17 protein-coding genes are annotated in these 26,989 nt (G+C 61.6%); 10 read left to right on the top strand and 7 right to left on the bottom strand.

All coding sequences use genetic code 11. The annotated features are described in order from the left end of the window. Positions 1–34: 34 nt before the first annotated feature. The 10 genes from C8D82_RS02045 to C8D82_RS02000 all read left to right on the top strand — a co-directional run bounded on the left by C8D82_RS02045 (position 35) and on the right by C8D82_RS02000 (position 15,689). Positions 35–2,263: a beta-galactosidase gene (locus C8D82_RS02045; RefSeq protein ID WP_116882601.1), complete on the top strand. Its 2,229-nt coding sequence runs from the start codon at positions 35–37 to the stop codon at positions 2,261–2,263. Beyond that, positions 2,260–3,579, top strand: coding sequence for a LamG-like jellyroll fold domain-containing protein (locus tag C8D82_RS02040; RefSeq protein ID WP_116882600.1), 1,320 nt, complete (start codon positions 2,260–2,262; stop codon positions 3,577–3,579). The genes C8D82_RS02045 and C8D82_RS02040 overlap by 4 nt, the downstream gene beginning before the upstream one ends. Beyond that, positions 3,576–5,663 carry an alpha-mannosidase gene (locus C8D82_RS02035; RefSeq protein ID WP_116882599.1) on the top strand — a complete coding sequence of 696 codons (2,088 nt, stop codon included), beginning with the start codon at positions 3,576–3,578 and terminating at the stop codon, positions 5,661–5,663. Before C8D82_RS02040 ends, C8D82_RS02035 begins: the two co-directional genes overlap by 4 nt. A gap of 30 nt (positions 5,664–5,693) precedes the next feature. Continuing rightward, the gene (locus C8D82_RS02030; protein WP_116882598.1) at positions 5,694–6,482 is read left to right on the top strand and encodes an MBL fold metallo-hydrolase; all 789 of its coding nucleotides are present in this window, start codon (positions 5,694–5,696) and stop codon (positions 6,480–6,482) included. Between the two features lie 124 nt (positions 6,483–6,606). Next, complete coding sequence (gene hisI / locus C8D82_RS02025) at positions 6,607–6,987, top strand: phosphoribosyl-AMP cyclohydrolase (protein WP_116882597.1); 381 nt, start codon at positions 6,607–6,609, stop codon at positions 6,985–6,987. Next, positions 6,984–9,092 (top strand): UDP-N-acetylmuramate dehydrogenase, encoded by a 2,109-nt coding sequence (gene murB, locus C8D82_RS02020; protein WP_116882596.1) that lies wholly within the window; start codon positions 6,984–6,986, stop codon positions 9,090–9,092. The genes hisI and murB overlap by 4 nt, the downstream gene beginning before the upstream one ends. Beyond that, the gene (locus C8D82_RS02015; protein ID WP_116882595.1) at positions 9,089–10,228 is read left to right on the top strand and encodes a redoxin domain-containing protein; all 1,140 of its coding nucleotides are present in this window, start codon (positions 9,089–9,091) and stop codon (positions 10,226–10,228) included. Before murB ends, C8D82_RS02015 begins: the two co-directional genes overlap by 4 nt. Before the next feature lie 190 nt (positions 10,229–10,418). After that, positions 10,419–11,492 (top strand): substrate-binding domain-containing protein, encoded by a 1,074-nt coding sequence (locus C8D82_RS02010; protein WP_116882594.1) that lies wholly within the window; start codon positions 10,419–10,421, stop codon positions 11,490–11,492. Positions 11,493–11,496: 4 nt separating this feature from the next. Continuing rightward, on the top strand, positions 11,497–12,234 hold the full coding sequence (locus tag C8D82_RS02005; RefSeq protein WP_116882593.1) for a type II secretion system protein: 738 nt from the start codon (positions 11,497–11,499) through the stop codon (positions 12,232–12,234). Between the two features lie 35 nt (positions 12,235–12,269). Beyond that, positions 12,270–15,689 carry an endo-1,4-beta-xylanase gene (locus C8D82_RS02000; RefSeq protein WP_165832775.1) on the top strand — a complete coding sequence of 1,140 codons (3,420 nt, stop codon included), beginning with the start codon at positions 12,270–12,272 and terminating at the stop codon, positions 15,687–15,689. A 13-nt stretch (positions 15,690–15,702) separates the two neighbouring features. Here the strand turns inward: C8D82_RS02000 and C8D82_RS01995 are convergent, their stop codons facing one another. The 7 genes from C8D82_RS01995 to nadB form a co-directional block, all read right to left on the bottom strand. Continuing rightward, positions 15,703–17,664 carry a beta-galactosidase gene (locus C8D82_RS01995; RefSeq protein ID WP_116882591.1) on the bottom strand — a complete coding sequence of 654 codons (1,962 nt, stop codon included), beginning with the start codon at positions 17,662–17,664 and terminating at the stop codon, positions 15,703–15,705. Further along, positions 17,649–19,769: a beta-galactosidase gene (locus C8D82_RS01990; RefSeq protein WP_116882590.1), complete on the bottom strand. Its 2,121-nt coding sequence runs from the start codon at positions 19,767–19,769 to the stop codon at positions 17,649–17,651. The genes C8D82_RS01995 and C8D82_RS01990 overlap by 16 nt, the downstream gene beginning before the upstream one ends. A 24-nt stretch (positions 19,770–19,793) precedes the next feature. Beyond that, entirely contained in the window at positions 19,794–20,564 is a 771-nt protein-coding gene (locus tag C8D82_RS20965; protein ID WP_147835425.1) for a prepilin-type N-terminal cleavage/methylation domain-containing protein, read from the bottom strand. Positions 20,565–20,598: 34 nt separating this feature from the next. Continuing rightward, positions 20,599–21,618, bottom strand: a complete 1,020-nt coding sequence (locus C8D82_RS01980) for a LacI family DNA-binding transcriptional regulator (protein ID WP_116882589.1) — start codon at positions 21,616–21,618, stop codon at positions 20,599–20,601. Between the two features lie 960 nt (positions 21,619–22,578). Then, positions 22,579–23,931 carry a glycoside hydrolase family 10-like protein gene (locus C8D82_RS01975; RefSeq protein ID WP_165832774.1) on the bottom strand — a complete coding sequence of 451 codons (1,353 nt, stop codon included), beginning with the start codon at positions 23,929–23,931 and terminating at the stop codon, positions 22,579–22,581. Then, positions 23,924–25,162, bottom strand: coding sequence for a tRNA nucleotidyltransferase/poly(A) polymerase-related protein (locus C8D82_RS01970; protein WP_116882587.1), 1,239 nt, complete (start codon positions 25,160–25,162; stop codon positions 23,924–23,926). The genes C8D82_RS01975 and C8D82_RS01970 overlap by 8 nt, the downstream gene beginning before the upstream one ends. A gap of 11 nt (positions 25,163–25,173) precedes the next feature. Next, positions 25,174–26,829, bottom strand: coding sequence for an L-aspartate oxidase (gene nadB / locus C8D82_RS01965; RefSeq protein WP_116882586.1), 1,656 nt, complete (start codon positions 26,827–26,829; stop codon positions 25,174–25,176). Between the last annotated feature and the right edge of the window lie 160 nt (positions 26,830–26,989).

Below are 26,989 nucleotides of genomic sequence, written 5' to 3'. Positions count from 1 at the left end.
AATCCCCCTCCACCACCAACAGACAGGTTTGCAAATGAACAGACTCTCTCTCCTGGCGGCGTTACTGCTACCCGTTTCCGCGGCGCTGCACGCCGACGACTGGAGCGTCCGCCCCATCAACGGCGTGCCGCGGCTGACGCGCAACGGCGAGGCCGAAAGCAATTTCATCTTTTCCGCCGCGCGGATCACCAAAGGCGATCCGGTGGAAACGGAAAGCGTCGCCGCCGAAGTCAAGCTGGCCCGGAAGCACGGCGTCCGGGTCTATTCGGTCAGCTTCCTGCCGCTGTGGGGCGACGAAGCGCAGCGGAAAGCCGCCGCCGATTTCGCCGACCATATCTGCGGCGAAATCCTGAAATCCGATCCCGACGCCTTCTTCATGCCCCGCGTCCAGTTTCAGGAGCCGCCGTTCGCCGAGGCGGATATGCGGGAAAAGAATCTCTCCGCCGACGGCAGCCGGGATCAGGTTGCGATCGCCTCCGCGCGCTACCGCCGCGAAGCCGCCGGGGCGCTGCGCGACTTCATCCGCTATATGGAACGCAAGTACGGCGATCACATGATGGGCTACCACGTCGCCGCCGGACACCACGGCGAATTCCAGTACTGCAACTTCGCGCGGCGGGGCAACCTGTTCGGCTACGACGACGCGACCGGCGCGGCCTTCCGCAACTTCCTGAAGGAGAAGTACCGCAACGACCTGACCGCCTTGTGCAGGGCGTGGAAGAAGAACCACCTCACGTTTGAAAACGCGCCGGTTCCGCCGCCGACGCTCCGCAGCGGACGCGAGGGCGAGGTATTCCACGACCCGCACACCGAACAAGCGAGCATCGATTTCAATGCGTTCCTGAACCGCGACATGGCGGACTTCGCATTGGAACTGGCGCGCGTCGTGCGCGAGGAGTGCGGCAAAACCCGCATCGTCTCGGTCTTCTACGGCTATCTTTTCGAGTGTATGCCGCAGAGCAACGGCCCCTCGCAGTCGGGACACTTCGCGCTCGCCCGGCTGCTGCGCTCCCCCGACATCGACGTGCTCTGCGGCCCATACAGCTACTCCAACCTCGCCCGGGTGCCGGGCGGCCCTCAGTTCACCCACACCGTCGGCGAAAGCATCACGGCAGCAGGCAAAATCTGGTTCAACGAGGACGACACCGCGACCCATATTTCCATGCGCCAGCGCATGCCCGAGGACGGCAGCCACCGCGCCGCCTTCGACCGCACCCTCGAAGAGACCCGCCTGCTGCTGCGGCGCAACTTCCTGTTCAACCTCGCGCGCAACTACGGCGTCTGGTGGTACGACCACCATTCGCGCGGCATGTGGAACGATCCCGCGCTCTGGGAGGAAAAGGCCTTCGCAGACCGGCTCGAAGCCGCCGTTCTGGACGATCCGGAACCCTACCGCCCCGACGTGACGCTGTTTTTCGACGAAAAGAACGCCGATTTCATCGTTTCTGCGAACGAACCGCGTTACACCCTTGAGGGCGGCGTCAGCGCGATGCGCGACCGCGTGTCCCGCTCCGGCTGCGCTTCCGGCGTCCGGCTCCTCGACGACATCGTTTCCGACAAGGCCGGTTACAGCAAGCTGGACATCCACTGCAACGCCGTCGCGCTGACCGGTGAAGAACGGCGCGCCTTGCGCGACCGCGCCGGAAAAATCCCGACGGTCTGGATGTGGGCCCCCGGTTACATCGACCTCGACCGCAATGAATTTTCGCTGAAAACGATCGAGGAGACGACCGGCTTCAAAGTCCGCCCGGTCCAGCCGGCCACCTGGACGGTCTGGGCGCGCCCGGAGGGATTCGACTTCAACCTGCCCGATCACTACGGGTGGGGACAAACCCTCCGGCCGGTCTTCGCCCCGGTCCCGGAAAAGGGCGACCTCGTGCTCGCCTACTGGCGCGACAGCTACGGCACCCCGGCGATCGTACTCCGGCCCGGCAGAGACGGCAGACCGTTTTCGGTATTCTGCGGCGCGGCCGACCTGCCCGCCGCGACGATCCGCGCCTTCGCCCGCAAGGCCGGAGCGCACGTCTACTGTTCGCGCAACGCGGGAATTCACAAGGGGCGCGACTTCGTCGCCGTCACCGCCGGCGAGGGCGGCCTGTACGACCTCAACGTCGGCGGCGCGGAGGAGTGGTTCGATGCTTATACCGGCAGGCCGATCGGCCGCGGCCCGCAATTGAAGCTCAACCTCAAGCCCGCCGAAACCTTCACCGCGTGCAGAAAGATTCTGCTCGATAAAATCCATACAGGAGGAAACGCCCGATGAAGCTGTTCACGATCCTTGTGTTTTCCACCCTGCTGTCGTGCGCCGGGACGCTCGCCGCGAAACCGCCGTTCGAGCGGCCCCCGGTCGTCTTTTTCCACAACGGCGACATCTCGGGGTACGTCGGGCACGACGTCCGGGTCACGCTGCGCACCGCGCTGGAAAAAACAGGCGATGCGCTGAAATTCGACGGGCAACGCTCGGTCTGCCGCTTTTCGATCCCGTGGCTCTACCCGGACCGCCCCCTGTCGGCGAGTTATGTCGTCGACCTCACCCTTGACCGCCTGCCGGAAAAAAGCGGCGTGATCGCCGGGCGGCCCGGCTTCCACAACGCGCTCGCGGTCCGCCCGGACGGACGGGTGACTTTCTCCTGCTTCGGACGCGACGGCAAAACCAGCCGCCTGCTGATCTCCCGGAATCCGCTGATCCCCGGCAGGCGCCACCGCGTCGCCGGTACGATGGATTGCTCCCGCGACAACCATACGGCGATGAAACTCTACATCGACGGAGCGCTGGAAGCCGCCGACACCCTGCCGATGCCGCCGCGCCATTACGGCCGGGAACTTTTCCTCGGCGGCATCGACGCAGACCGCGACGGCAACGCGAAATCGCCCGCAGCCTGTGCGGTCGGCAATTTTTACTTCCACTACAAGGCGCTGACTCCCAGTGAAATCTGCGCACTTCCCGGCGCAACCGGCAAGGAGGCGTGGCCGGTGATGTCCCCGGTCGCCGCCCTCGACGGAACCGGCACGGCGAAACCGGTGTTTTCGGGAAACGTCCGCCGTCAGGACGGAGCGTGGCATTTCACCGGCGGCTCGACCGCCGCCTGGAAACCCGGCAACGCCCCGGAATCGGTCACCGTCACCGCCGCCGTGCAACTTGACGCACTCCCGAAGCAGAACGGCGTGATCGCCGGGCGGCCCGGCTTCGACAACGCGCTCGGCGTGATGCCGGACGGCCGCGTCTTTTTCAATGTGTGGAACGCTTTCCGTTCGGACAGCCTGATGATCCACAGCAAGACCCGGCTCGTCCCCGGCAGGCAGTACCGCGTAACCGGCGTCGCCGAAGGGCGCGGCATCGAAACCGTCGCCGTACTTTACGTCAACGGGCAGGAAGAGGCCCGCGACTCGATCGCCGGCCCCGTCTTTCCCTACGGCGGAACATTCTTCGCCGGCGGTTTCCCGGACGGGAAAGGCGGCGTGCGTTCCGCGCTCGACTGCCGGATCTACGACTGCCGGATCTACGGCATCGCCCTCCTCCCGGAAGAGATCGCAGCCATCGAACAAACCACCACCACCAAGGACCAACACAACCAATGAAGCCGATCGTTCACATCATCCTCAATTCCCATCTCGACCCGGTCTGGCTCTGGAGGCTGGAACAGGGCATCGACGAAGCCCTTTCCACCGCCCGGACCGCCTGCGACCTGCTGGACGCTTACCCGGAAATCCACCTCACCCGGGGCGAAGCGTGGTTCTATGAGACCGTCGAGCGGCACGATACCGCCACGTTCGAGAGGCTGCGCGGCCATATCGCCGCCGGACGTCTCCATGTGGTCGGCGGCTGGTACGTCCAGCCCGACTGCAATCTCGCGTCGCCGGAAACCTACCGCAGGCACAACGAGTTCGGCGGAGCGTATTTCCGGGAAAAATTCGGCGTCAAAGTCAGGACCGGCTACAATGTGGACAGCTTCGGCCACGGCGCTTTCCTGCCGGACTTCTACCGCGAAGCCGGGGTCGTCAACTATTGCATGATGCGCCCCTCCCCGCAGGAAAAAACACTGCCGGGCGAACTCTTCCGCTGGCGCTCCCCGAACGGCGCGGAACTGCTGGCCGCCCGCATTTTCGAGAGTTACAGCTCTTCCCCCGAATACCTTCCCGGCCACCTCGAACGGGTGATCGCCGCCGTCGATCCGGCGGTCGGCCACATCATGTGTTTCTGCGGCGTCGGCGACCACGGCGGCGGCCCCGCCCGCGCCGAAATCGACTACCTCCTCACGCAGCGCGGCCGCCAGGACGCCGAAATCCGGTTCAGCCATCCCGACGCCTTTTTCGACGCGGTCCGCGGCTCCGGCGCGAAGCTGCCGGTGGTGACCGGGGAACTCCTCCACCACGCGATCGGCTGTTATTCCGCCTGTTCCGCGATCAAGCGCGCAGTGCGGCTGACCGAAAACCGGCTGCTTCAGTCGGAACGCCTCCTGAGCCGCTCCGAGCGGGAAAAGGCGTGGAAACAGCTGCTGTTCGCAACGTTCCACGACCTCCTGCCCGGCAGCTCCATCGCCTCCGCCTACGACGGGATACTCGACAGCCTCGGGGCGGTGCGCAGCCTCGCTCGGACTGCGCAGATCCGCGCGGTCCGCCGCCGCAACGTGCGGTTCCGCCCCGACTCCCGGCAGCGGCTGGTCTTCGACAACACCGGCCCTGAACCCTATCGCGGGCTGTTCGAGGTCGAGCCGTGGGTCTCATGGGAGTATTCACGCGGAAGGCGCGGCATCGAAACCATCCGGCTGCTGGATGAAAAAGAACGGACGGTGCCGCTCCAGCCGCTGCCGCCGGAAGCCGCCGTGATGCGGCTGGCCCGCCTCGCTTTTCCGCTCGAACTGCCGCCTCAAGGCCGGAAAATCCTGTACCTCGACTATGCCGGTTCCGCCGCCCCGGACCGTTCCGGCAGCCTCCCGGCTCCCGGCGGCGTCGCCTCCCTGCAATGCGGCGGCCGCGAATATTTCGGCGCGCCGCTGCGCTTCGACGTGATCCACGACCGCTCCGACACCTGGAGTCACGGGCTGAACGGCTATCCGGCCCAACCCGGCCGCTCCTTCCGGCAGGCGGGGAAATTCCACAGCCACTTCACCGGGCCGCTGTTGTCCCAGTCGCTCGGCCGCTTCAGCGACGGGCGCGGCAACACCATCCATGCCGCCCTGCGCCGCGAAGCGGGATTCCGCGGACTGCGGCTCCGGCTCCGCCTGAACTGGAACGGCGCACAGCAGATCGTGAAGCTGGCGCTCACTCCCGCCTTCCCGGTCCTCGAACGCCGCGACGGCTGCCCCGGCGGCGAAATCCGCCGCGAACTCAACGGCGAGGAATTTCCGTTTTTCAACTACACTCTGCTGCGCGGACGGGAACAGTCGCTCGCCGTCGTGTCGAAGGATTGTTTCGCCTGCGACGTCCAGCCCGGCGGCGAGCTGCGCCTGACGTTGCTGCGCACCCCCTATTACGCCCATCATGATCCCTACCGCGTTCCGGCGGTCAACACTTACCGGATCACCGATCAGGGGGAACACGAGTACGAAATCGCGCTGCTGGCCGATCCCTCCCCCGAAGAGCTCCAACGCGAAATCTTCCGGCAGACCGATCCGGTCGTCTTCTCCGAATCCACCCTCGGAGTCCGCCGCGACCTGGTCTAGCCCGACCTGAAATCAGACAAGGAGATTACAATGCTGCTCCACATTCTCGGAAGCTGTTCCGGCACCGAACCGATGCCGGGACGGGATTACACGTCGTGGATTCTCGAAGAGAACGACGGCGGACTGCTCTGGTTCGACGCGGGCGGCGGATGCGCTTCCCACGCCTATGCGAAAGGACTTTCGCCGCTGAAGGTCAAGGCCCTCTTCCTGTCCCACCCGCATCTGGACCACACCGCGGGGCTGCCCGGAATTTTTCAGGCGATCCGCAAGGAGAAATGGCTCCGGGGCGACCGGGAGTTCCGGGAGCTTCCCTGTCACACCTCCGCGCCGGAGGTCATCGCCGCGGCCGACGTGTTCCTGAAAGCCGACGCGGCGGCTGGGGACGAATGGGATTTCACGCCGGTCGTCCGTGAACTCCGCCCCGGAGAACTCCACCGCGACGGCGAAACGGCGGTCGAAGCATTGCCCAACCGCCACATGCCGCCCGATCCCCGCAGCGGCAAGCCGCGCAGTTACTCCTTCCGGCTCCGGTTCAGCCCCAAGCACATCGTCTACACCGGCGACGTCGGTTCGCTCGACGAGCTGGCGGCATGGCTGGAACAGCCGACCGAACTGCTGATGGCGGAGACCGGCCACCACCGGGCCGCCGAACTGTGTGCACTGGTCCGGGCGCGGCACTGGCCGGTCAGACGGCTTCTCTTTCTCCACCACGGCCTCGAAATCCTCCGCGATCCCGCCGGAGAGAAGGCGAAGGCCGACGCGGCGTGGGGGGCAGGCGTGCTGTTCGCCTCCGACGGCATGACCGTTCCGCTTGGCTGAACGCGCTTTCATACTTCGATCATTTTTCCAATTACCTGCTTCCGGCGACTTGCAAAAAACGACAAATGCGACCACATTAATAAAGGCGTATCCCCAAAAACTATTCTGCAAGGCTCAAGAAAGAATGATCGAACTCGATTTCAGCAAGTACGGCGGCCTGATCCCGGCGATCGCCCAGGATTTCCGGACCGGTGAAGTGCTGATGCTGGCCAACATCAACCCGGAATCCTGGCAAGAAACCCTCGCGACCGGCCGCGCGGTCTACTACTCGCGCAGCCGCAAAAGGCTGTGGCGCAAAGGCGAAGAGAGCGGCAACGTCCAGCTGATCCGCGAAATCCTCGTCGACTGCGACGGCGACAGCGTGATCTTCAAGGTCGAACAGATCGGCGGCGCCGCCTGTCACACCGGCCACCGCAGCTGCTTCTACCGCAAAGTCGACGGCGGCACGCTTGTGGAAACCGGCGAAACCGTGTTCGATCCGAAGAAAGTGTACAACAAGCAATGAAAGCGCAATATCTCGACGACCTCAAGCGCGCCCTCCCCCGGCTCGCCATCCGTGAAAACGTTTCATACCGCGACATCACTTCGCTCGGCGTCGGTTCCGCGCTGCCGGTGCTCGCCGAACCGCAGGACCCGGAGGAGCTGGCCGGACTGCTCCGCTTCACCTCCGGACACGCGATTCCGGTCTTTGTGATCGGCGGCGGCACCAACCTCGTCGGCATGGACGCCCCCTGCCCGATGCTCGGCATCCGGCTGCACCGCAACGGCTTTTCCGAATTCAGCAGCGAAAACGGCATCATCCGCGCCGGTGCGCACCTGCGGCTGCCCGACCTGACCAGCCGCACCGTCGAACTCGGTCTCGGCGGGCTGGCCCGGCTGGCCGGCATCCCCGGCACCCTCGGCGGCGCGCTCCGGATGAACGCCGGTGCCAACGGCGTCTCGATCGGCGATTTCATCGTCAAAGTCAGCGGCTTCGACTTCCGCGGCAATCCGTGGAGCGCCGGCCACGATGAAATCGAGTGGCGCTACCGCGGCAGCTCCATTCCCGACGACGTCGTGATCACCGGTGCGGAGCTGAAACTGCCCGCCGCCGACCGCGAAACCGAAATCGCCGCGCTCCGCTCCGAAGTCGAGGCGCGGCGCAAACGCGAACCCGCCGGCCGCAGCGCGGGCTGCACCTTCCGCAACGTCTCCGAATTTGAACCGGCGGGCAGACTGATCGACCAGTGCCGCCTGAAGAATTACCGGATCGGCGGCGTCGCGGTCAGCGCCGAACACGCCAACTTCATCGTGAACCTCGATTCCGGCAGGGAATCCGACTATGTGGAGCTGGTCCGCCATTTGCGCTGCGCCGTCGCGGAAAAGCACGGCTTCTACCTGCGTCCCGAAGTGAAATTCCTGAACCCGGACGCACTGCCCAAAGTGATGGCCGCCGTCGAGGCCCCGAAAATCAACCTCCTGCTCGGCGGCGCCAGCAACGAACGTGAAATTTCGCTGAAATCCGGCAGTGCGGTCGCGCAGGCCCTGCGCAACGGCGGCTTCGACGTGACGGTCACGGATGTGACCGAATGCCGCCTCCTCCCGGAGATGCGCGAAGCCGACGTGGTCTACCCGGTGCTGCACGGCGGCTTCGGCGAGGACGGCCGCATCCAGAAGGTGATGGAGGAAGCCGGCCTGCGTTTCGTCGGCTCCGGCAGCGCCGCCAGTCTGCTGACCATGGACAAAATCGCCACCAAGCGGCTGCTCGACCGGCTCGGCATCCCGACCGCGAAGTGGAGCGTCGTGACCCGCGACCGCCGGGAGTTGCCGCAGAACCTGAAACTGCCGCTGATCCTCAAGGTCCCGATGGAAGGTTCGACCTTCGGCATCGTGAAGGTCGAACGCGCCGAAGAGTGGGACGCCGCTCTGGAAAAAGAGTTCGCGATGGCCGGCGAGCTGCTGGTCGAGGAGTACATCGACGGCATCGAGATCACCGTCCCGATCGTGAACGGCGAAGTGCTCCCGGCGATCGAGATCAAAAGCCCCCACGGCTTCTACGACTACGACGCCAAATACGTCTACAAGGACGGGCACACCGAATACTTCTGCCCGGCCCGCTCCCTCTCCGCGGAACAGGTCGCCGACGCCTCCCGGCAGGCGGTCAAGTTCTATCTGGGCGCGGGCTGCCGCGACATCCTGCGGGTGGATTTCATCGTCGGCAAAGACGGCGTGCCCTATATGCTGGAGGGAAACTCCATCCCCGGCTGCACCGCCACCAGTCTTGTGCCGAAAGCGGCTAAAGTTTCCGGCATCTCCTTTGAGAAGATGACCGCCACGCTGGTTTATGCAGCGATGCGCCGCCACGAACCCCGGCCGGAACCGGAAAACGCGGCGGCTCCGGCTTCCCCCGCACCGGCCCGGCTTGCGAACAAGCCCAATCCGCTGCTGGTGAAGCTCTGCCACTTATTGTTCCGGCTGGCGCTGGTCCTCTGCGCGGTGCCGCTGATCGTCAGCGGCATTCAGGCGATGCGGGCGGGCTATACCGGCTGGCCGCTGCTGGTGTCGGGACTTTTCGTGCTCTGCGCCGAATTTCTGTTCAAATGGTTTGACCGATTGGAGAAAATGAAATGAAGAACTCCCTCAAACTGTTCGTTGCGGCGGCAGCCGCGCTGTTTTGCATCTTCTCCGCCCCGGGCGCGACGCTGGAGACCGGAGCGGAGGTTCCCGAACTGGACCTGCGGGCGTGGCTCTCCGGCAAGCCGGTCAACCTCGCCGACCTGAAAGGCAAAAAGCACGCGGTTCTGTTCTTCTGGACCATCGGCCAGCGCAGTCTGGATGTGTTTCCACGCATCATCGCCACCGCGAACAAGTTCGGGGAAAAGGAGCTGCAGTTCATCGGCATCGCGCCCGACTCCCCGGAGGCGGTCGACAAATTCATCAGGAACCAGCCCCTGCCCTTCCCGGTCGCCGCCGACAACATCCTCAAAACGCTCTACACCTATATGCGCCCCAACGACCAGGTGCCGCTGGCGGCGGTGATCGACAAATCAGGCAAGCTGCTCTGGCGCGGCCGCCCGGAATATCTCGACGAGGTGCTCCCGGAAATCCTCTCCGGCAAATACGACCTGAAGGGCAATATCGAGCGCGAGAAGTTCTCCCAGGCGGTGATGAGCGCGATGAAGATCAAGGACTATCCGACCGTGCGCAAGCTGGTCGACGCCGAGCTGGAAAAACATCCGGATAATCTTGAACTGCTGACCCTCAAAATCAATCTGGCCGGCACTTTGATGAACGACATCGACACCGCCGAAAAGACCGCCGAAGCAGGCCTGAAACAGCTCCCCCGCAACCTGAAGCTTTATGAGCAGCTGATCCGCGCATTGCACCAAGCGGGGGCGGACACCCGGCTGCCCGTCTGGTTCGACCGTCTGGTCGCCGACTTCGGAGACCAGCCGGCGGTGCTGATCCGCTTCGCCCGGCAGGAACTCAGCCAGCCGGTCGGCAAGCTGCGCGTGGAAAACGCCTACAAGCTGACCCATGCCGCCTACAACGCACCGAAGTTCGCCGACGACCGCCAGAAGGGGCTGATCGCGCGCGAATACGCCGGAGTGCTTTATTACTGCGGCCGCCCGGACAAGGCGCTGGAGGTCGCCAAGGTTTCGATGCAGCTCCTGAAGAACTCCCCGAATCCCAAAGAGTACGAGACCGCCAAAGATCTCGTGGTCTACTACAACACCGTCCTGCGGATGTCCAAAGCCATCCGTTGACGAAAGGCCCCGTCCCGGATCGCAATTTGAGTGCGCAGATTCGTCTTCGCACTCTTTTTATATTCTTCATCCCGGATTGCAGGCATGCGGCGGATGTATGATTTTCCGCAAAAATTATGCACAGTTATTGTTTTAACTGTGCATTTCCGGTATAATTATTCACAAGGCGGCACAATTTTGGAAAGAGCGTATGAAACTTGAACCGCAAATCGAAGAACTGTACCGGATGCTGGACCGGGAGCTTGACAACTTCCCCTCCGGCACGAAGTTCTATTCGGTCCGAAAACTGATGGATAAGTTCAAATGCCACCGCGGTGTGCTGGACCGCACGCTTGAGCGGCTGGAAGCGGACCGGCTGATCGAACGGGTTCCGCAGGTCGGAATCTTCAGCAGCGTGACCCGCCGCCCCAATGCCTATAAAGTGCTTCTGGCAGTGCTGGACTGGCCGAGCGAAGTGACCCTCGAATGGAACCGCATGGCCGGCGTCTACACGGAAACGCATCACGGCTGGCAACTGTGTAAGACCATGCTGGTGCCGGACAGCGACACGATTGCCTCGCTCAACACCGACGGCTTCGATGCCGCGATCATCCGCACGCCGCGCGCCGACATTTCCACGGATGAAATGAAATGGCTCGCCTCCCTTTCGATTCCGGTCGTCCTGCTGAATGCCGACACCGGCAGCTTCCCGGTCAGCAACGTCAGGTCAGCCGATGCGGGGGGAGCCATCCTCGCGTGCCACCATCTCTACCAATGCGGCCACCGGCAGATCGCGATCGTGCAGAGCGAGCCGCATTCGCTTCCGACGGACAAGCAGGCCGTTTCATTCGACTACCTCTCAAAGCTGCTCGGCATCAGGCTGATCAAGATCGACTGCATGACCGCCAGCGGCGAGTACGCCCAGTACAAGGCGTATCTCGGCATGAAGCAGTATCTCGAAGAACATGACGGCGCCGCCGGGTTCACCGCGGTCTACGCGATCACCGCCGAAGGCGTTCCGGGCATCATGACGGCGCTGCGCGAGTTCGGCTACGAACTGCCGCGCGACATCAGCATCATGGCGCACTCGACCGAGCAGATCGGCAAGTTCTACCATCCCGCCCTGACCGCCGTCTGCGCCGACCTCGGCGCGGAGGTCGAAGCCGCGTTCACCGGGATCGCCGCGATCCTGAAGAAGAAGATCGCCAATTTCAAGGCCGAAATACCAATGAAGCTCATAGAACGGGACTCCGTAAGAACACTAACTCCCAATGAAAGGATATAACCGTATGAAAAGCAAGAATTTTACGCTGATCGAGCTGCTCGTCGTGATCGCAATCATTGCGATTCTCGCCTCCATGCTGCTGCCCACGCTGAACAAGGCCAGAGACAAGGCGCAGTCGACCGCCTGCGTCAACAACCTCAAACAGATCAGTACCGCAATCATGCTTTACGGCAATGGCGAATGGTTCCCGCCGCGTTCGGGAGCGACCAACGCCGACCAGAGCACGCCGAACTCCTGGGAGCAATTCGTCGTATCCACGCTCGGCGGCGACGGCGCGCACGCCAACCGCTGGAACCTCGTTGCGAAATACCTGACCTGTCCCACGGATAAAAACGCCCTTGTCGGCAGCAAGAAGACCCGGCTCAGTTACGCTTTCAACGCAGGAAGCCAAAGCGACGGCAAAGTCCCCTATGCAAACGATACGAGCAGGTCCCTCGCCGCCAATCAGGCGTTCCGGATGGACCGGGTCAAGCCGTTTTACTCCAACTACAAAACCAACCGGAACGATATCGTACTGCTGGCGGACCGCATCGTCCCGCACACGGACGACGGCCGTGACGCCAATCAGTACGGCGGCGGCCAGTCCGTCCCGTACTGGGGATTCAAATTCGAGTACGGCCATCCGGACGGCGGCCGGAACGCGCTTTTCTACGGCATGTACGTCAAGAAGCTCAATCCTCCCCTTTTCATATCCAGCAATGCCGACTCGCTGCTGGCTCCCATAGCGCATTGGGGACTGTGATCCATTCAGGTTAATTCGAGGCAACCATGCACTATTTGAAGAGATTCCTCCTTTTCGCCGCCGTGTGTACGGCCGGCGTTCTCTGGGCCGCGCGCGTTTCCCTCGACGGCGGCACCCTGATCGTCCCGGAACCGGGCGGCGGCGCCAGACTGGATTGCCGCGCCCGAAACGGGGAAATCACGTTCCCGTTCAATCCCGCGAAGCCGGGCTATGCCGAAATCGTACTGCCGCGCCCGCTGCCGCTCGGCATTTTCCGCTCGGCGCGCATCGCGGCGAAGGTCCGCGTCCCCGCCGGTTCCCCGGTCCGGCGCATGTCGCTGCGGCTGCTCGACCGCAACCGCGAGGTATTCCAGTATGTGAGCCAAGCCGATTTCGCCAGAGGCGGCGAATTTGAAGTGGTCTGGCAGGTGAAGCCGGAGCAATTCCAGCTCTGCTGGGGCGGAGACGCCAACCGCGTTTTCGACATGCCGGGCAGCGTGCTGGGGTTCGCCTTTGATTTCGCCGGGGGCGCACCAGCCTCAAGTCTGACGCTCCTCGCACTTGATATCGACACCGAAGCGCCGCCCGTGCGGGAACTGCCGGGCGACAAGGCGCTTCTGCCGCTGTACCGTTTCGACCGGGATGAACTGTTCCGGCAGCGCGGCGGTCAGGGGCTGATCGTGCAGCAGCCGGACGGCGTGCTGCTCAAAGACATCAAAGGCGAATTCATAATCACCGAGCGCAGGAACGAACTGCTGCCTCTGCGCGGCAGGCCTGCCGCCCTGACCCTCGACGCCGAAGTGCGTCAGGGCGAACTGACCGCATTCGCCATTTTGCGTGACGCCAAAGGTGTGCCGTTCACCACCCCGGAACTCCGCCTGCAGCGGGAGGGGGCGCCGCTGCAATTCGATCTCGGCGCAATTCTGGAAGAAGCGGTGCTGCCGGTCAAAATGGACAATATCTTCTTTCGCAATTCAGCCGCCGCAAACGGGGAAGTGCTGTTGAAGAGCGCCGCGCTCCGAACCGTCCTGCCCGCGGCCGAAGCGCTGGAGCTTGAGGTCGAAACCGGCACGCCGGTCCATGTGCTCCGCAAGGGCGGCGAAGCGGCGCTGGCCCTCCGCTTCACCAACCGTTCCGAAAAAGCGGGAAATTTCGCGATCGACATCGTTTACGCGCATTTCGACGGGACCCGGCTGACGGAGAGCCGTTCCGCCGCGCTTGCGCCGGGGCAGTCGGTCACGTTCAAGCCGGAAAAACAGCCCGATCGCCTCGGCCACTGGCAGGTCACCGCGACCGTGCGGGAAGCCGGTGCGCCGGATCGGCCTGTGACGCACTCGCGGTCGTTTGCCCTGCTGGAACCGGCCGGCCCCACTGAGGGACGTGCGCCCGGTTTTCTCTTCAGCATCTGCACGCATTCGGAGTGGTGGAGTCCGGGGGCGCAGGACAAGGAAGTGCTCGCCGCCGCGCTGTGCGGCGCGAAAGTGATCCGCGACTCCGTCGACTGGCACACCCTCCAGCCCGCGGCAGACCGCTGGAACTTCGCCCCGATGGATTCCCTGGTCGACTCCTACGGCAAGATGGGCATGGAGCTTCAGGCGATGCTCGCCTTTACCGCGCGCTGGGCGGCGGCGGAGCAGCTCCGCAACGCTCCGGACTGGCTGGAATGGTCGCGCTCCAAGCCCGATTCCGCCGCGTGGCGCAACTACGCGGCGACCGTGTTCGCCCGCTACAAGGGCAAAATCCGCTTCTGGGAGGTCTGGAACGAACCCGACCTGACCGGTTTCAACCGGATGAGCCCGGACGAATACGTCGAACTCCAGAAAATCGCGTTTGAAGAGGCGCGCAAGGTCTCCCCCGAACTCAAGCTGCTGACCGGCGGCTACGCCACGCTGACCCCGCATCCGGGGCTGAAATCCCCGACCTTCCAGCGGGACAACCTGATCGCGGCCAGAGGGCTGTACGACATTCACGCCTACCATGAGCACGGCAGTTTTCCGGCTTACGTCCGGCTGCTCGACGAACAGTTCCTGCCGATGCGCGCCGCGGCCAAAGTCACCGCGCCCTGGTATGCGAACGAAACGGCGATCCACTCCCTCGGCGGCACCGAACGCAACCAGGCGCTGACGCTGTTCAAAAAACTGCTGTTCGCGTGGAGCCGGGGAGCGATCGGCTACACCTGGTACGACCTGCGCAACGACGGCTTCGACCCGAAAAACGCGGAGCACAATTACGGGATGCTGGATCATGAGTTCTATCCGAAGCCGGTCTACTCCGTCTACAACATGCTCGCCGGGACCTTCCGCAACGCGCGGTTCCGCCGTGAACTTCAGGCCGGAAGCGGCAGTTACATATTTGAATTTTCCACGCCGGAGGGCATTCTGATCCCCGCGTGGAACGAGGCCGGCGACGGCGCGACCTGCACTCTGCCGATCCTCAGCGACGCCGCCTCTGCTGCCGTGATCGACCCGATGGGCAACTCCGTCGAAATTCCGGTCGCGGACGGAATGGCGCTGTTCGAATTCGGCAGGACGCCCGCCACACTGCTGTTGCGCAACGCCACCCATGCGAAGCCCGGCCGAGAACTGCTCGCAGTAACCTCCGGTGGTTTCGCGGTGCCGGGAAAGACTTTTCCGGTCCGGCTGTCGCTGCGCAACCCGCAGAATATCGACCGCATCTTCGTGCTGAAGCCGGAATCCCTGCCGGAAGGCTTCTCCGCCGACCGCGCCGAAAAACGGGTCGCGGTCAAGGCGAACGGCGAAAGCGCCGCGGAATTTCTGCTGACCGTGCCGCCGCGCCCCCGCGACGGAGCCCTCCTGAAACTCTCGTATGCGCTCGACGGCACGCCGTGGCAGGGTGAGGTGACTTTGCCGATACGCACCGCGCAACTGATTCCGGCGCGGAAAACCGGTCCGGACTTCCGGCTCGACAACCGCAGCCAGCTCCATTCGCTGACCGGAGCGGACCCGGCGCTGCTGCACCGGCTCTGGTCCGGCCCGGAGGATTTGAGCGCCGCGATCACCCTTGAGCGGGCCGGCGGGAATTTCGTGCTGAAAGCCGCCGTCACCGACGACCGCCACGCCCAGCCCTTCCCGGCGGCGGAGGCATGGAAAGGCGACTCGGTGCAGTTCGCGCTCCAGCTCCCCGGGCAGAACGGCTTCTGGGAACTCTGCCTGTCGCTCTCCGACTCCGGCAAAGCGGAGCTGACCATCCCGCGGGCGCCGCGCGGCTACGATCCGAACCGGACCGCCGCCTTCGGAACCTGCCGGATCGTCCGGGAGGGGACGGAAACCCGCTATGAACTCCGTCTGCCCAACCGGGCGCTCGGCCTGACGCCGCAGCTCTACCGGCAGGGGTTCCGGTTCAATTTGCTGGTCAACGACAACGACGGCGAAGGCCGGGACGGCTGGCTCCAGCTCGCCCCGGGCATCGGCGACGAAAAAGATCCCGGCAAATTCCCGGTCATCCTTTTCGAGTGACCTCCGGCGCATTTCACGGAAGATTCAAAAAAACACCGGCGCCGTTTCGGAACGAATACAACTGTTCCGAAGCGGCGCGGTTCGTTTCCAGAAAATCCCGGTACGGCGTATCGGTGATATCCACGAGCCCGAATCCATAATTTTCTCCGTCCCAGCGGCCGGTCAGCACCTGATCCGTGAATTTGAAATGATGAATCCCGACGATCTGCGGATGTGAGAAAGCACTTTCGAGCTGTCTTGCCAACGCCCGGTTTCGCGCCCCCGGTTCCACGCCGGGGTTGGTGATGCTGCCGAATGTGCCGCGCGTGCCGTGGCCGACTGTGGACTCCGTGATCAACACCGGGACATCCGGCAGGCCGTTGGGTTTGAAACGTTCGAATCCAAGCGGATAAAGGTTGTAGGAAACCACGTCGCAATACCGGGCGGAGAGCCGGTTGATCCACGCCTGAAAATAGTCGTCGTTCATCAGCCGCGTGCCGAGATAAAGCGTATCGGGCGAATGACGTTTGACCGCCTCCTTCGACATCACCAGAAGCCGTTCGACAAAAGCGATGCTGAACTGCCGCAGGTCGGCTTCGGCCCCCCTGCCCTCCACGGGACGCAAAGCTTCCCATGAGGCGAAGTCACTGCCCCACTGCCGGTTCAGAACCTCGATCGTGCGGTATTTTTCCTGAAGTTCCGCGAGGAATTTCTTTCTGGCCGGTTGTTCCGGGGCGCTTTTCAATACCCGCCGGGCAATGGCGGTGTTGTCGCCGAACCGAAATTCATTGCCGAGAAATACGCCGATGCACATGGGGTCGCCGATCACAAAGGCATAATCGGCCTTGAGCAGATTCTCCATTCCCCGTTCAAACTCAACGGAGTAGACATCCGGAATACCGTCGAGCGACGGACACTTCGGGAACGGCAGGTTCAGCGTATAGGGAAGCCGCGCATTCCTGTAAAAACGCATATCGCTCCAATTTCCCACCGTGTTGAAGCCCCAGGAATCAAGCCGGCGATACTGGATATCCGGCCAGGAATCCAGCTCTTTCGCATATTTCTTTCCGATGTTTTCCCAATAGATATGGCTTCCGTCGGTTCCAAGTTCATCGGGAGCTTCAAAACATCTCTCCCGGCCCCGCTTGTCGATAAATCCCCACGGCGCCACATCATTGACGCCCCGCGAAAAGAAAAGACATCCTTCCGGATCGACGAAATACCATTTGCCGCGGTATTTTTCCACCCGGAAAAAACCGGTGGATTTCAGCCGCGGCCCGTCGGCCCACCCGCCGTAACGGTTCCACGCTGCGATACGAGGTTTCAGCGTGGCAAGCTCGTCTTTTTGCAAATTTCTCAAATCGTTATCCGACTTCACCTTTTCCGGCCAATCAGCGTGCATATTCTGCCCATAGCGGTCGATGAAAGGGAAAAATTCCGCTTCCGTCAACTGACGCGGGCGCTCTCCGATCAGACGGATGTTGGAGAGGCGGTATTTGCAGTAAAGCGGGAATGAACTGATCAGTTGCAGCGTCTTCAGTTTCGAGGTATCGACATTCCGGCCGCCCGTAAAGCCCTGCGGCATGAACGACGCCTGAAACAACGGCGAAAAACCGGCGCCGGTTCCGTGGTTCAACCGGTAGCGGAACGTCCGCTTTTCACCGGGACGCAGGATTGCGGTGCCGAGATACCCCCCGGACCACATTCCGGCGTTGAATTCGATTTCGCACTGCCGGTTCCGGCTGAGATTCTCCACGTCGAAAGAAATTTCGCGAAAGCGCGAGAGATCCCAACTGGACCCTTTTTTCGGTTTGAGAACGATATGCGGCCACGGTTCTCCGGTGCGGAATTCCACGATCGCAGCCCCTTCTCCGGCGGGACGCACGGTAATTCCGTTTTCGTTGGATCGGACGATATTCCGATTGTCCCACGCCAGCGGCATTTCTGCCGCAAGCGGGAAGGACAGCAACAGCAAAAGCATTATTCCCAGTCGCATTTGAATTCTCCCTTCAGCCGGTACTGGATCATATTCGCCCCGATTTTCCGCATCATCGCGGTCAATTCCCAGTAGGGGGTGTCGGTGACATCCACCATGCCGATCGCGAAATTCTCACCGTCCCAACGGCCGGTGACCGGCGAATCGCGATAACAGAAGTAATGAGTGCCGACGATCTGCGGATGGAGCAACGCCCCCTGCAGCAGCCGCAGATAAGCCTGCGCCCGATCCTGCTGCGTGACTCCGGCCGGCCGGAGATCCGCGTTGAACATGCCCCGGTCGAGCACTCCCACATGGAACTCGGAGATCAGAATCGGCTTGTCCTCCGGCAGCCCCTCTTTGCGCAGGCCGTCGAAACTCCAGGTGTAGGTGTTGGTCGACACCACGTCGGCATATCGGGAGGCCGCCTCGAAAAGCTCAGGCATGTTCGTGAGATGAATGCGCGAACCGAAATAAATCGCATTCGGCGAGAACTCCTTGACCACATCGCGGCAAGTCGAATAAAAAACCTCGAAAATCCGTTTGTTGAATGAAAGAAAGTCCTCAAACGAGCGTTCCGCATCCGGCAACGCGACAGTGTCCAAAATCTCCTGCCAATCAGCGTAATTGCTCCCCCACTTATCATTCAGAACATCAATGGAAATATATTTGCGCTTCAGCTCTTTTATGAATTCCCGCTTGGCCGGTTGAGTTGCCGGTGAAGCGAAGGCGCTGCGGGCCGCCGCGGTACGGTCGTTTCCCCAATAAATTTCATTGGTGATGAAAATGCCGATCAGCATCGGATCCTTCCGGGCGAAAGCGAACTCCGGCCGGGCCGCCGCGCTCCGCATCGAAGCGGCAAATTCCGTGGAAAAGACATCGAATATTCCGCCTTCAAGCCCTTTGACTCCGGCAGTCCGGGGACACTTCGGATACGGCAGTTCCATCGCATAGGGAGTCCCGCCGCCACGCATGAATTCCAAATCGGCCCAGTTGCCGATCGTATTGAGTCCCCACTCCTCCAGCCGCCGGGTAACGAAACCGGGATAAACCTTCTCCAGCTCCGGCCCGAATTTCCGCCGCAGATTATCGCGGGAGAAGTTGTGATTCGGCCCGGAAGCCGCCAACTCCGGCGGGAACCAGTTTTGCGCTTTCCGCTCCGCCCGGATGTCATACCGGATGGTGCAGACACCGTGTGAAAAGAACAGACATCCCTCTGGATCGACCAGATACCATTTGCCTTCATATTTGGCCGGATAGAAATACCCTTTCGCCTCCAGTTTCGGGCCGTTCGCCCAGCCGCCGAAGCGGTTCCAACCGGCAATCCTGCCTTTGCGGCCGGCCGTTTCTTTGTCAAGCGCCTTCTTGAAATCCGCATCTTCGTGAATCTTGTCCGGCCAGTCGTCGTGCCTATACTGTCCGTACCGGTCCACGAACGGGAAGAACGTTTCCGGCGATCCGACCGCTGCCGGATACGGGCGCTTCGGCTTCACCAGCCTGACCGAATGAATCCGGTATCGCCACGCCCGGTTGCGGGAGTAAATTTTGACGCTGTGCCCCCATAAAGTAATCGCCTCGACCCGGCGGCCATCGACGTTCTTCGGTCCCGGCACGCCCGGCGGAGTCGCCAGCATCCAGTCGACCTTCACCGGCGAAAATTCATCGGCCTGCGGATAGTACAGCTTCAGGGTTCCCCGCTCGCCGGGATTCAGGGCAAAACCGCTGTTATTGGCCGTCTGCCGGTCATTCACCCGCGGATTGTTGACCCGCACGGAGAGCATCAATTGCTGGTTCCGGTCCAAATTTTCAATATCGGCGTGCAGTTCCTCATACGCGGAAATATCCCAATATTTCCGTTCCTTCGGTGGAAGCAGCGCAATTCCCGGATTATCGAGGAAAGGGTCCGCCACCGTCACGTCGATCACGGTGTTTTCACCGACCTTGCGTTTTTCCACTTTGATCTTCCCCGTTTCAACCGGCTGCGGCGTAACCCAGTACGGAGCCGTAAAATCAACCGGAATGATCCGGGAGCAATCGTATCGGTCGAAATCGACCAGCATTTCACCGGCGGCGCAGGCTCCCGCCGCAATGCAGGCAGCCGCCGTAGTGAGGGAAAAAACATTCATTCTAAAATTTCCTTTTATTATCACTTAATTCCAAGGCTCCCACCCCAGAGCATTCAGGGATTCTGATGCGATCTGAGTAAATTCTTCCTGTCGCAGCTCGTTATTCCCCCAGCTCCCGACATGTCCGTCCGCGAAACTCAGATTGGCTTTGCCGCCGTGAGCAAGCCAGACTGCGGCAGATTCGCCAAGGTTATGTTGCGGACTGAACTGAAAGACGGCAATACCGCGACGGTTATTTCCCGGCGAATGTATTTCCGCACTGTCCGCCAGGATATAAGTGGAAGACGGCTGTTTCATTCTGCCGAGAGAAAAAAACGGATCGTCGTTCACTTTGAACGCATAATCGCCGCGAACCGGCTTCTGCTTATGATACAAACTGTTCGGCCCACCGCTCCAGGCCCATCCATGAAGCGGATTGTACATCGCATAGCACCCCCATGACCACCCGGTTGCATAACCCACCTCATACGGTTCATACTTAATCTGTGACGGACAATGCAGAATTTTACGGTCAACCAGTTTATGATAACCGACAAGCAAATATGCATAAGGCATATAAGCCGGATTGTCATCCTCCAGATTCACCGCATGAATTGCCGGTCCGGGAAAAACGCCCTTGTACAAATCGGCATACAGGATCAACCCTTTCTGCATCTGGTTCAACTGCGAAACACATTTGGCTTTCATTGCGCTGTTCCGCGCCCTGCCGAGCGCCGGCAGCAGCATGCCGGCCAGGATTGCGATGATTGCAATAACTACTAACAATTCAATTAAAGTAAATCTCTTGCAGCCCATGGAACATTCCTTTCTTTATATGGTCTTTATTTTTTCAACCTCTCTGGACCGGCTCGGAGGAATTGAATGAAATCAATACGGGGGACTGCAGCAGCACGGTTCCGGGCAACTCCGGACGTTTCAGACGGCGGAGCAGTGCTTCCAGCGCGAACTCCGCCATCTGCGGCAGATTCAGGTCGATCATCACCGGGCGCGGCGAAAACGAATACAGCAGAGGCGAATTATCGCATACCACCAGTCCGCTGTTGCCGTACTTCGACATCAGCTCAAGACTGTCCAGCGCACAGCAGAGCTTCAGGCCGCAAAACGCGTTGAAAGCGAAAAATCCGATCCGGTCGCTGCCCGCGGCAAGGTACGTTTTGAGCATCGGCAGGAAATCCCCGCCGTTCTTGTGGAACGGCAACGCTTCAACCTCGATATTCCGCTCCCGCATCGCCTCCAGGAAACCGGTGATGCGCGGATGGTCCGGAATCGCAACCATCTCCCGGCACCACACGATCGCCGCCCGCTCGATTCCGGTTTTGCACAGGTGGTCCACAGCCAGCCGCACGACCAGCGAATCATTCGTAGTAACCCGGTCCTGCCCCTCACGCATCGGCTCCCAGCCGAACACCTGCGCGGCGGGAATATCCGGCGGCAGCACGAAATCCTCCGGATCGTTGTAAAACAGAATCCCCCGGTAATCCTTCACGATCGACGGATCGGCCATCAGCTCCTGACAGCTGATGTATCTGTATTCGATCCGGCGTTCGTTCAGCATCAGGAAAAGTGCGGGCATGATCCCCTCACGCACCGGATCCGGCTCGCCGGGAAACTCATAATAGAGCACCAGCAGCGGACCGTTTTCCCCATCCTCCGCCGTTTCTTTCGGCAGGGCCCTGCGCCTGTAGGTGCGCGGTTTGAAGCCGCTCTCCTCGGCCAGCCGGCAGATCCGCTCGCGCATCTTTTCCGACAGCAACGGCGAATTGCGCAGCGCCATCGACACGGTTGCCGCCGTCACCCCCGCCCGCTCGGCAAGGTCATCCAGATTCCGGACTTTTCTCGTTGAAGCCATCACATGATACTCCTTTTGTGCTTTCACGGTATATTATGACATAAATCGCCCCGAATGTCAACAACCTTCTTAAATATTTTAAGAAATTAATCTTAAATAATCTTAAAAAAATCTTCTTTCAGCCCGCCATCCGTTCCCCGCCTGAGTGGGAAAATACCATGCACGACACCCTCGCCGGCGCCTTCAGCAGCAACGGACATTCCTCAGCGCCCGGCACCCGGCGGCGGCAAGATGCCGCCGCCGGGTGCGCACGCCAATGCCCCTCCGGGGGGCGTGCGGGCGGCCAGCACAGGCAACGCATCGGGCGGTCTGCAGAACTACTTACACGACGCACAAATAAAGCCGCAATACCATTTACTCGACATATAAGTAAGGCTACGTCGCCTTTTACGCGGCGCACAACAAGCGCGGCCAGCGCCGCGAACGAATGTGAGGGAATTACTTGCCTTTGGCAAGTAACGAGGAACGGTAGTGACGAAGCCGAACGTAGTGAGCGAAGCCCCCCTGGCGTAGTGAGCGAAGCGAACGATGAAGGGTTGGCCGCCGCAGGCGGACAAGTAAGCGGCGAAGCCGCGCCCGCGAGCGGAAGTGCTCCGCAACCAGACCGGCCTCCGCCACCGGCGAGGGGGGCCGGGGGACGTGCGCGACGTCCCCCGGAGCCATCCGCAGGCCGCCAATCCCGTGCTCACTACCCTCCGGGCACCTTGCCAGTTCTTGCACTTAAGAGTTGTTACCCTCCGGGCAACTTGCCTATTTCTAACGCAATGCAAAGCTGAGTATAAAACTCACGTACGACTTGAAAGCGGAGATAAATCTCCGCACTCCAAGGTTGCCCCCCGTATTACCGGCATTGCGCCCACGGACTTCCACGGACTGACACGGAAGGCACGGAAGCTCCAACAGGGCCGCCCGGCCTTTCCGGCCCACCGCCTGTTTTGCACAGAGCTGGGTGTTGGAATCCTACCTCACATTGGGGTAATCCGGCAGCCGGGCGGGATAGCGCCAGCATCCCTGCAGGATGCGCGAAACCGCCTCTTTCATCTGACCATTGCCCGGCATAAATACATTCCGGTACGAAAAGATCACCGTTCCATCCACGTTGAACAGCATTTGATTATACCGCATCTGATCCACCAGTTCGCGCGGCTGCCAGATTCGTTCCGCCCCGACCCGGTAGAGTCCCTGCCCGATAAAAAGCCGCACCCGCGTCCCTTTCACCGCGTCGCTCCACCAGTCCGCCAGCGCCGCATACGCCGCCACCTCGTGCGAAAACGGCCAGTAAAGCTGCGGAATGATATAGTCCACCCACCCTTTTCTGACCCAGCCGCGCGTGTCGGCGTACTGCGCATAATAGGACTGCTTGCCGCCGGTCAGCGAACCATTCGGATTGCTCTTTTTATTGGCCCAGATTCCGAAAGGGCTGACGCCGAACGCCACCTTGCGTCCACTTCTGCGGTTATACGCATCGACCGTTTTCTTCACCGTGTAAATCGCCTTGTCGACATTGCCGCGCCGCCACTCCTCCAGCGAAAGCCTGCCGGGATTGTTCCGCTGAAAAGAGGCGCTGTCGATAGTGCCGATATCGCTGTACAAATAAAAATAGTCGTCAAAATGGATCGCATCGACCGGATAGTTCTCCAGAATTTCCGCAATGGTGTCGGCGATGTGCCTCACCACGCGCGGTTCGCCCGGATTCAGGAAAAGCGAGTAGCGGCCGCTGGCCAGTTTCGACTCCAGCACCAGACCGGGATTCCGCTTTGCAAAGCTCTTGTTGTCCAGCGTCTTCAGGTAAGCGGTCTTCCCGACCTGCGCACCGGCGTTGACCCGGTAGGGATTCAGCCACGCGTGAAATTCCAGTCCCCGTTTATGCGCCTCCGCGACCATAAAGGCGAGCGGATCGAAATTCGGAATCGCCTGCCCCTCTTTGCCGGTCATCCAGCGCGACCACGGATTGTGCTTCGACGGGTAAAAGGCATCGCACATCGGACGGACCTGAAAAAAAATCGCGTTGAATTTCGCCCGCTGCAGATTGTTCACCACCGCAATGAAATCCCGCTTGAAGCCGGCGGCGTCGGTGTGCCTGCCGAAGTCGATGTTTTCAACCGTAGCGACCCAGACGCCGCGCATCTCACGGGCTCGCTGCAAATAAGGCGGCACCGAAACCGTGCGGCGCGTTTCAAATCGACCGCCATAACGGACCGGCCTGCCGGTGGTCGGGTCCTTCAATACCTCATTCGCCCCGCACAGGCCGAAGCCGGTGAACAGAAGCCCGAATACGACCGCCGGCAGAATCCCGGCCCGGAGTTTACGCATCGCTTTTCTTTCCTTCCTTCGGATTCTTGCGGCGGCGCGGGCGCTTCCCGGAACGGCGGCGCCCGGAGCTTCCCGCCGGCCAGAGCCGGGCGGCGGCATCCACGTCGCCGTCCATCACCGCGGTACGGATCAGCAGCAGTTCGCGGGCATGGGCGTAGGATTTGGTTTCGACCATCCGGTCCAGATTCTCCGGGTCGGCGAAAAGCGCCTGCAGAATCAGCACCCGCAACGCCGATTCGGTCATGCGGTTCATCATCGTCTGCGGCCGGAACAACCGGTCCAGCACCGAACGGATGCGCGCGGTGGATTCCGGCGACATCTCCCAGAGTTCGCCCGGACCGTGGTCGCATTCAAGTTCGACAAAGGGCAGCGCCAGAGTCGCCATCGCCAGCGAAATGCTGTTGCGGTAGAGCCCCTCCGCAACGCGGCAGTTGCGCTCGTTGAGCAGATTCAGCGCGAACATCCCCGCCGGGGTCCCCCACGCCTCCTCCAGCTCCGGCAGGTAATAGGCGAGCAGGCCGTAGTCGTGAAACGCGAGGATGTGTTTGTCGCCGTAACTGGAACTCAGGATTTTCTCCAGCTCCAGCGACAGCCGCGACGGAGCGGCGTGGCGGATCAGCTCAAGACTGTTGAACAGCGCGTTTTCGGTGGCGCAGTCCAGAGCGAAATCGTACTGTCCGACCAGCTTCAGCGCGCGAAGCATCCGCACCGGATCCTCCTCGAAACGCAGCTTCGGATTGCCGATCGCACGGACGATCCCGGCGCGGATATCGCCGATCCCCTGCCCGGTGTAGTCGATCAGCTCGGACCTGACGGGATCGTAAAACAAAGCGTTGACGGTGAAATCGCGCCGCCATGCATCCTCCTCCGCCGATCCGAATTCATTGTCGGAGAGGATCATGTGTTCCGGCAGGTCCTTCGCCGGCCTGCCGTCCGGGCGCAGCTGCCCCTGCGTCGGCGCCTTGCGGAAGGTGCTCACTTCAAAGAGTTCGCCGCCGTACTGCACGTGGACGAGGCGGAACCGCTTCCCGATGATCCGGGCGATGCGGCGGCCGAAGACGCCGCGCACCTCCTCCGGAGTCGCGGAAGTGGAAATATCGTAGTCTTTCGGCGTGCGGCCGAGCAGCAGGTCGCGGATCGCCCCGCCGACGATATATGCTTCAAAACCGGCGTTCTGAAGCTCGGAAATCAGACTGATGACATGGTTTGCAACCGGTAATTCGTGTTTCATGGCCGTCCTGTTCAGAATTTTCGTTGGATCACGGTGTCGACGCACTCAAGTTCGGGGTCGAGGTACGGGTAGTCGGCGTTGTAGTGCAGCCCGCGGCTTTCATGGCGCATCAGCGAACAGTCGATGATCAGCTCGGCGACGGTCGCGATGTTGCGCAGTTCGACCAGATCGGCGGTCACGCGGAAATCCCAGTAATACTTTTCGATCTCCTTGCGGATCAGCTTGATCCGGTTCTTGGCGCGTTCGAGCCGCTTGTTGGTGCGGTAGATACCGACGTAGTCCCACATGAAGCGGCGGATCTCATCCCAGTTGTGGGCGATCACCACCTGCTCGTCGGAATCGGTCGCGTTGCCGCTCATCCACTTCATCGCGGCCTCGGTGTTGCTCGGCCAGCTCCTCTTGAAAAACTCATACTTCGCGTCGATATCGTCGCTGGAAAATTTCGCGACCACCATCGCTTCGAGCAGGCTGTTGCTGGCGAGGCGGTTCGCGCCGTGCAGCCCGGTGCAGCCGGATTCGCCGACCGCGTAAAGCCCCTGAATGCTGGAGGCGCCGTTCACGTCGGTTTTGATGCCGCCGCACACGAAGTGCGCCGCCGGAACCACCGGGATCAGGTCGTGCGCCATGTTGATGCCCGCTTCGAGGCACTTTTCAAAGATATTCGGGAAGCGGCGGCGCAGCGTCACCTCGTCGAGGTGGCGGATGTCCAGATAGACGCACTCCTCGCCGGTGCGCTTCATCTCCGAGTCGATCGCCCGGGCGACCACGTCGCGGGGCGCAAGGGACTTCATCGGATGATATTTCTGCATGAATTCCACCGGCTCCGCACCGCGCGCATCGCGGCATTTCAGCACCGCCCCCTCGCCGCGCAGCGCCTCGCTGATCAGGAAAGAGCGGATGGTCGGATGGTGCAGGATGGTCGGATGGAACTGGATGAACTCCATATTCGCGATCTTCGCCCCGGCCCGGTAGGCCATCGCGACGCCCGAACCGCACGCGACGTCCGGATTGCTGGTGTACAAATAGACTTTGCCCGCTCCGCCGCACGCGATGGTGGTGGAGGGCGCGAGGAAAGTCGCGATGTGGCCGGTTTCAGCATCCAGCACATACGCGCCGAAACAGCGGTTCGGCCCGCCGATGTCGAGCCGGGAGCTGACGATCAGGTCGATCGCGACATGGTACTCGAAAACTTCGATGTTCGGAGTCGCCCGGACCGCCTCGACCACGGTGCGCTCCAGCTCCGCGCCGGTGATGTCCCCGGCATGCAGGATGCGGCGCTTGTGATGGCCGCCCTCACGCCCGAGGTCGTACTCGTCGGAGCCGTCGGTGTGGCCGAGTTCGCCGCGGGTGGTGAATTTCGCGCCGAGCGAAATGATCTCCCGGATCGCGGCGGGGCCGGCTTCGACGATCGCGCGCACCGCGCCGACGTCGCAAAGCCCGGCGCCGGCGGCCAGAGTGTCCTGCACATGCTCGTCGAAGGAGTCCAGCGCATCCATCACGCACGCGACGCCGCCCTGCGCGAGGCGGCTGTTGCACTCGGAGATATCCCGTTTCGTGACCACCGCCACCCGGCGGCCGGTCTTTGCCAGATGCAGCGCGCTGGAAAGCCCCGCCAGTCCGCTGCCGATCACCAGGTGATCGAACTGTAAGGTTTCACTGATTTTCATGATTACACAGCTTTGGTTTGCGAGGCAACTTTCAAAAGCAGGCTCCGCCGTGCGAATTTGTGAAAAAAATCGGGCGAAACCGGCTTTTGAAATTGCCTCTGTTGTAAATGTGTAGTAAATTACACCGAATGCACCGTTATTTCAATGGGATTACGATTCA

Source organism: Victivallis vadensis (assembly GCF_003096415.1).
In the GTDB taxonomy this organism is placed as follows: Bacteria; Verrucomicrobiota; Lentisphaeria; order Victivallales; family Victivallaceae; genus Victivallis; species Victivallis vadensis.
This window is presented reverse-complemented; position numbering and strand designations above follow the sequence as displayed.

Bases quoted from the DNA above. Each gene is read 5' to 3' on its own strand.
- C8D82_RS02045 (WP_116882601.1), top strand. From the start codon at position 35: ATGAACAGACTCTCTCTCCTGGCGGCGTTACTGCTACCCGTTTCCGCG.
- C8D82_RS02040 (WP_116882600.1), top strand. From the start codon at position 2,260: ATGAAGCTGTTCACGATCCTTGTGTTTTCCACCCTGCTGTCGTGCGCC.
- C8D82_RS02035 (WP_116882599.1), top strand. From the start codon at position 3,576: ATGAAGCCGATCGTTCACATCATCCTCAATTCCCATCTCGACCCGGTC.
- C8D82_RS02030 (WP_116882598.1), top strand. From the start codon at position 5,694: ATGCTGCTCCACATTCTCGGAAGCTGTTCCGGCACCGAACCGATGCCG.
- hisI (WP_116882597.1), top strand. From the start codon at position 6,607: ATGATCGAACTCGATTTCAGCAAGTACGGCGGCCTGATCCCGGCGATC.
- murB (WP_116882596.1), top strand. From the start codon at position 6,984: ATGAAAGCGCAATATCTCGACGACCTCAAGCGCGCCCTCCCCCGGCTC.
- C8D82_RS02015 (WP_116882595.1), top strand. From the start codon at position 9,089: ATGAAGAACTCCCTCAAACTGTTCGTTGCGGCGGCAGCCGCGCTGTTT.
- C8D82_RS02010 (WP_116882594.1), top strand. From the start codon at position 10,419: ATGAAACTTGAACCGCAAATCGAAGAACTGTACCGGATGCTGGACCGG.
- C8D82_RS02005 (WP_116882593.1), top strand. From the start codon at position 11,497: ATGAAAAGCAAGAATTTTACGCTGATCGAGCTGCTCGTCGTGATCGCA.
- C8D82_RS01995 (WP_116882591.1), bottom strand. From the start codon at position 17,664: ATGCGACTGGGAATAATGCTTTTGCTGTTGCTGTCCTTCCCGCTTGCG.
- C8D82_RS01990 (WP_116882590.1), bottom strand. From the start codon at position 19,769: ATGAATGTTTTTTCCCTCACTACGGCGGCTGCCTGCATTGCGGCGGGA.
- C8D82_RS20965 (WP_147835425.1), bottom strand. From the start codon at position 20,564: ATGGGCTGCAAGAGATTTACTTTAATTGAATTGTTAGTAGTTATTGCA.
- C8D82_RS01980 (WP_116882589.1), bottom strand. From the start codon at position 21,618: ATGGCTTCAACGAGAAAAGTCCGGAATCTGGATGACCTTGCCGAGCGG.
- C8D82_RS01975 (WP_165832774.1), bottom strand. From the start codon at position 23,931: ATGCGTAAACTCCGGGCCGGGATTCTGCCGGCGGTCGTATTCGGGCTT.
- C8D82_RS01970 (WP_116882587.1), bottom strand. From the start codon at position 25,162: ATGAAACACGAATTACCGGTTGCAAACCATGTCATCAGTCTGATTTCC.
- nadB (WP_116882586.1), bottom strand. From the start codon at position 26,829: ATGAAAATCAGTGAAACCTTACAGTTCGATCACCTGGTGATCGGCAGC.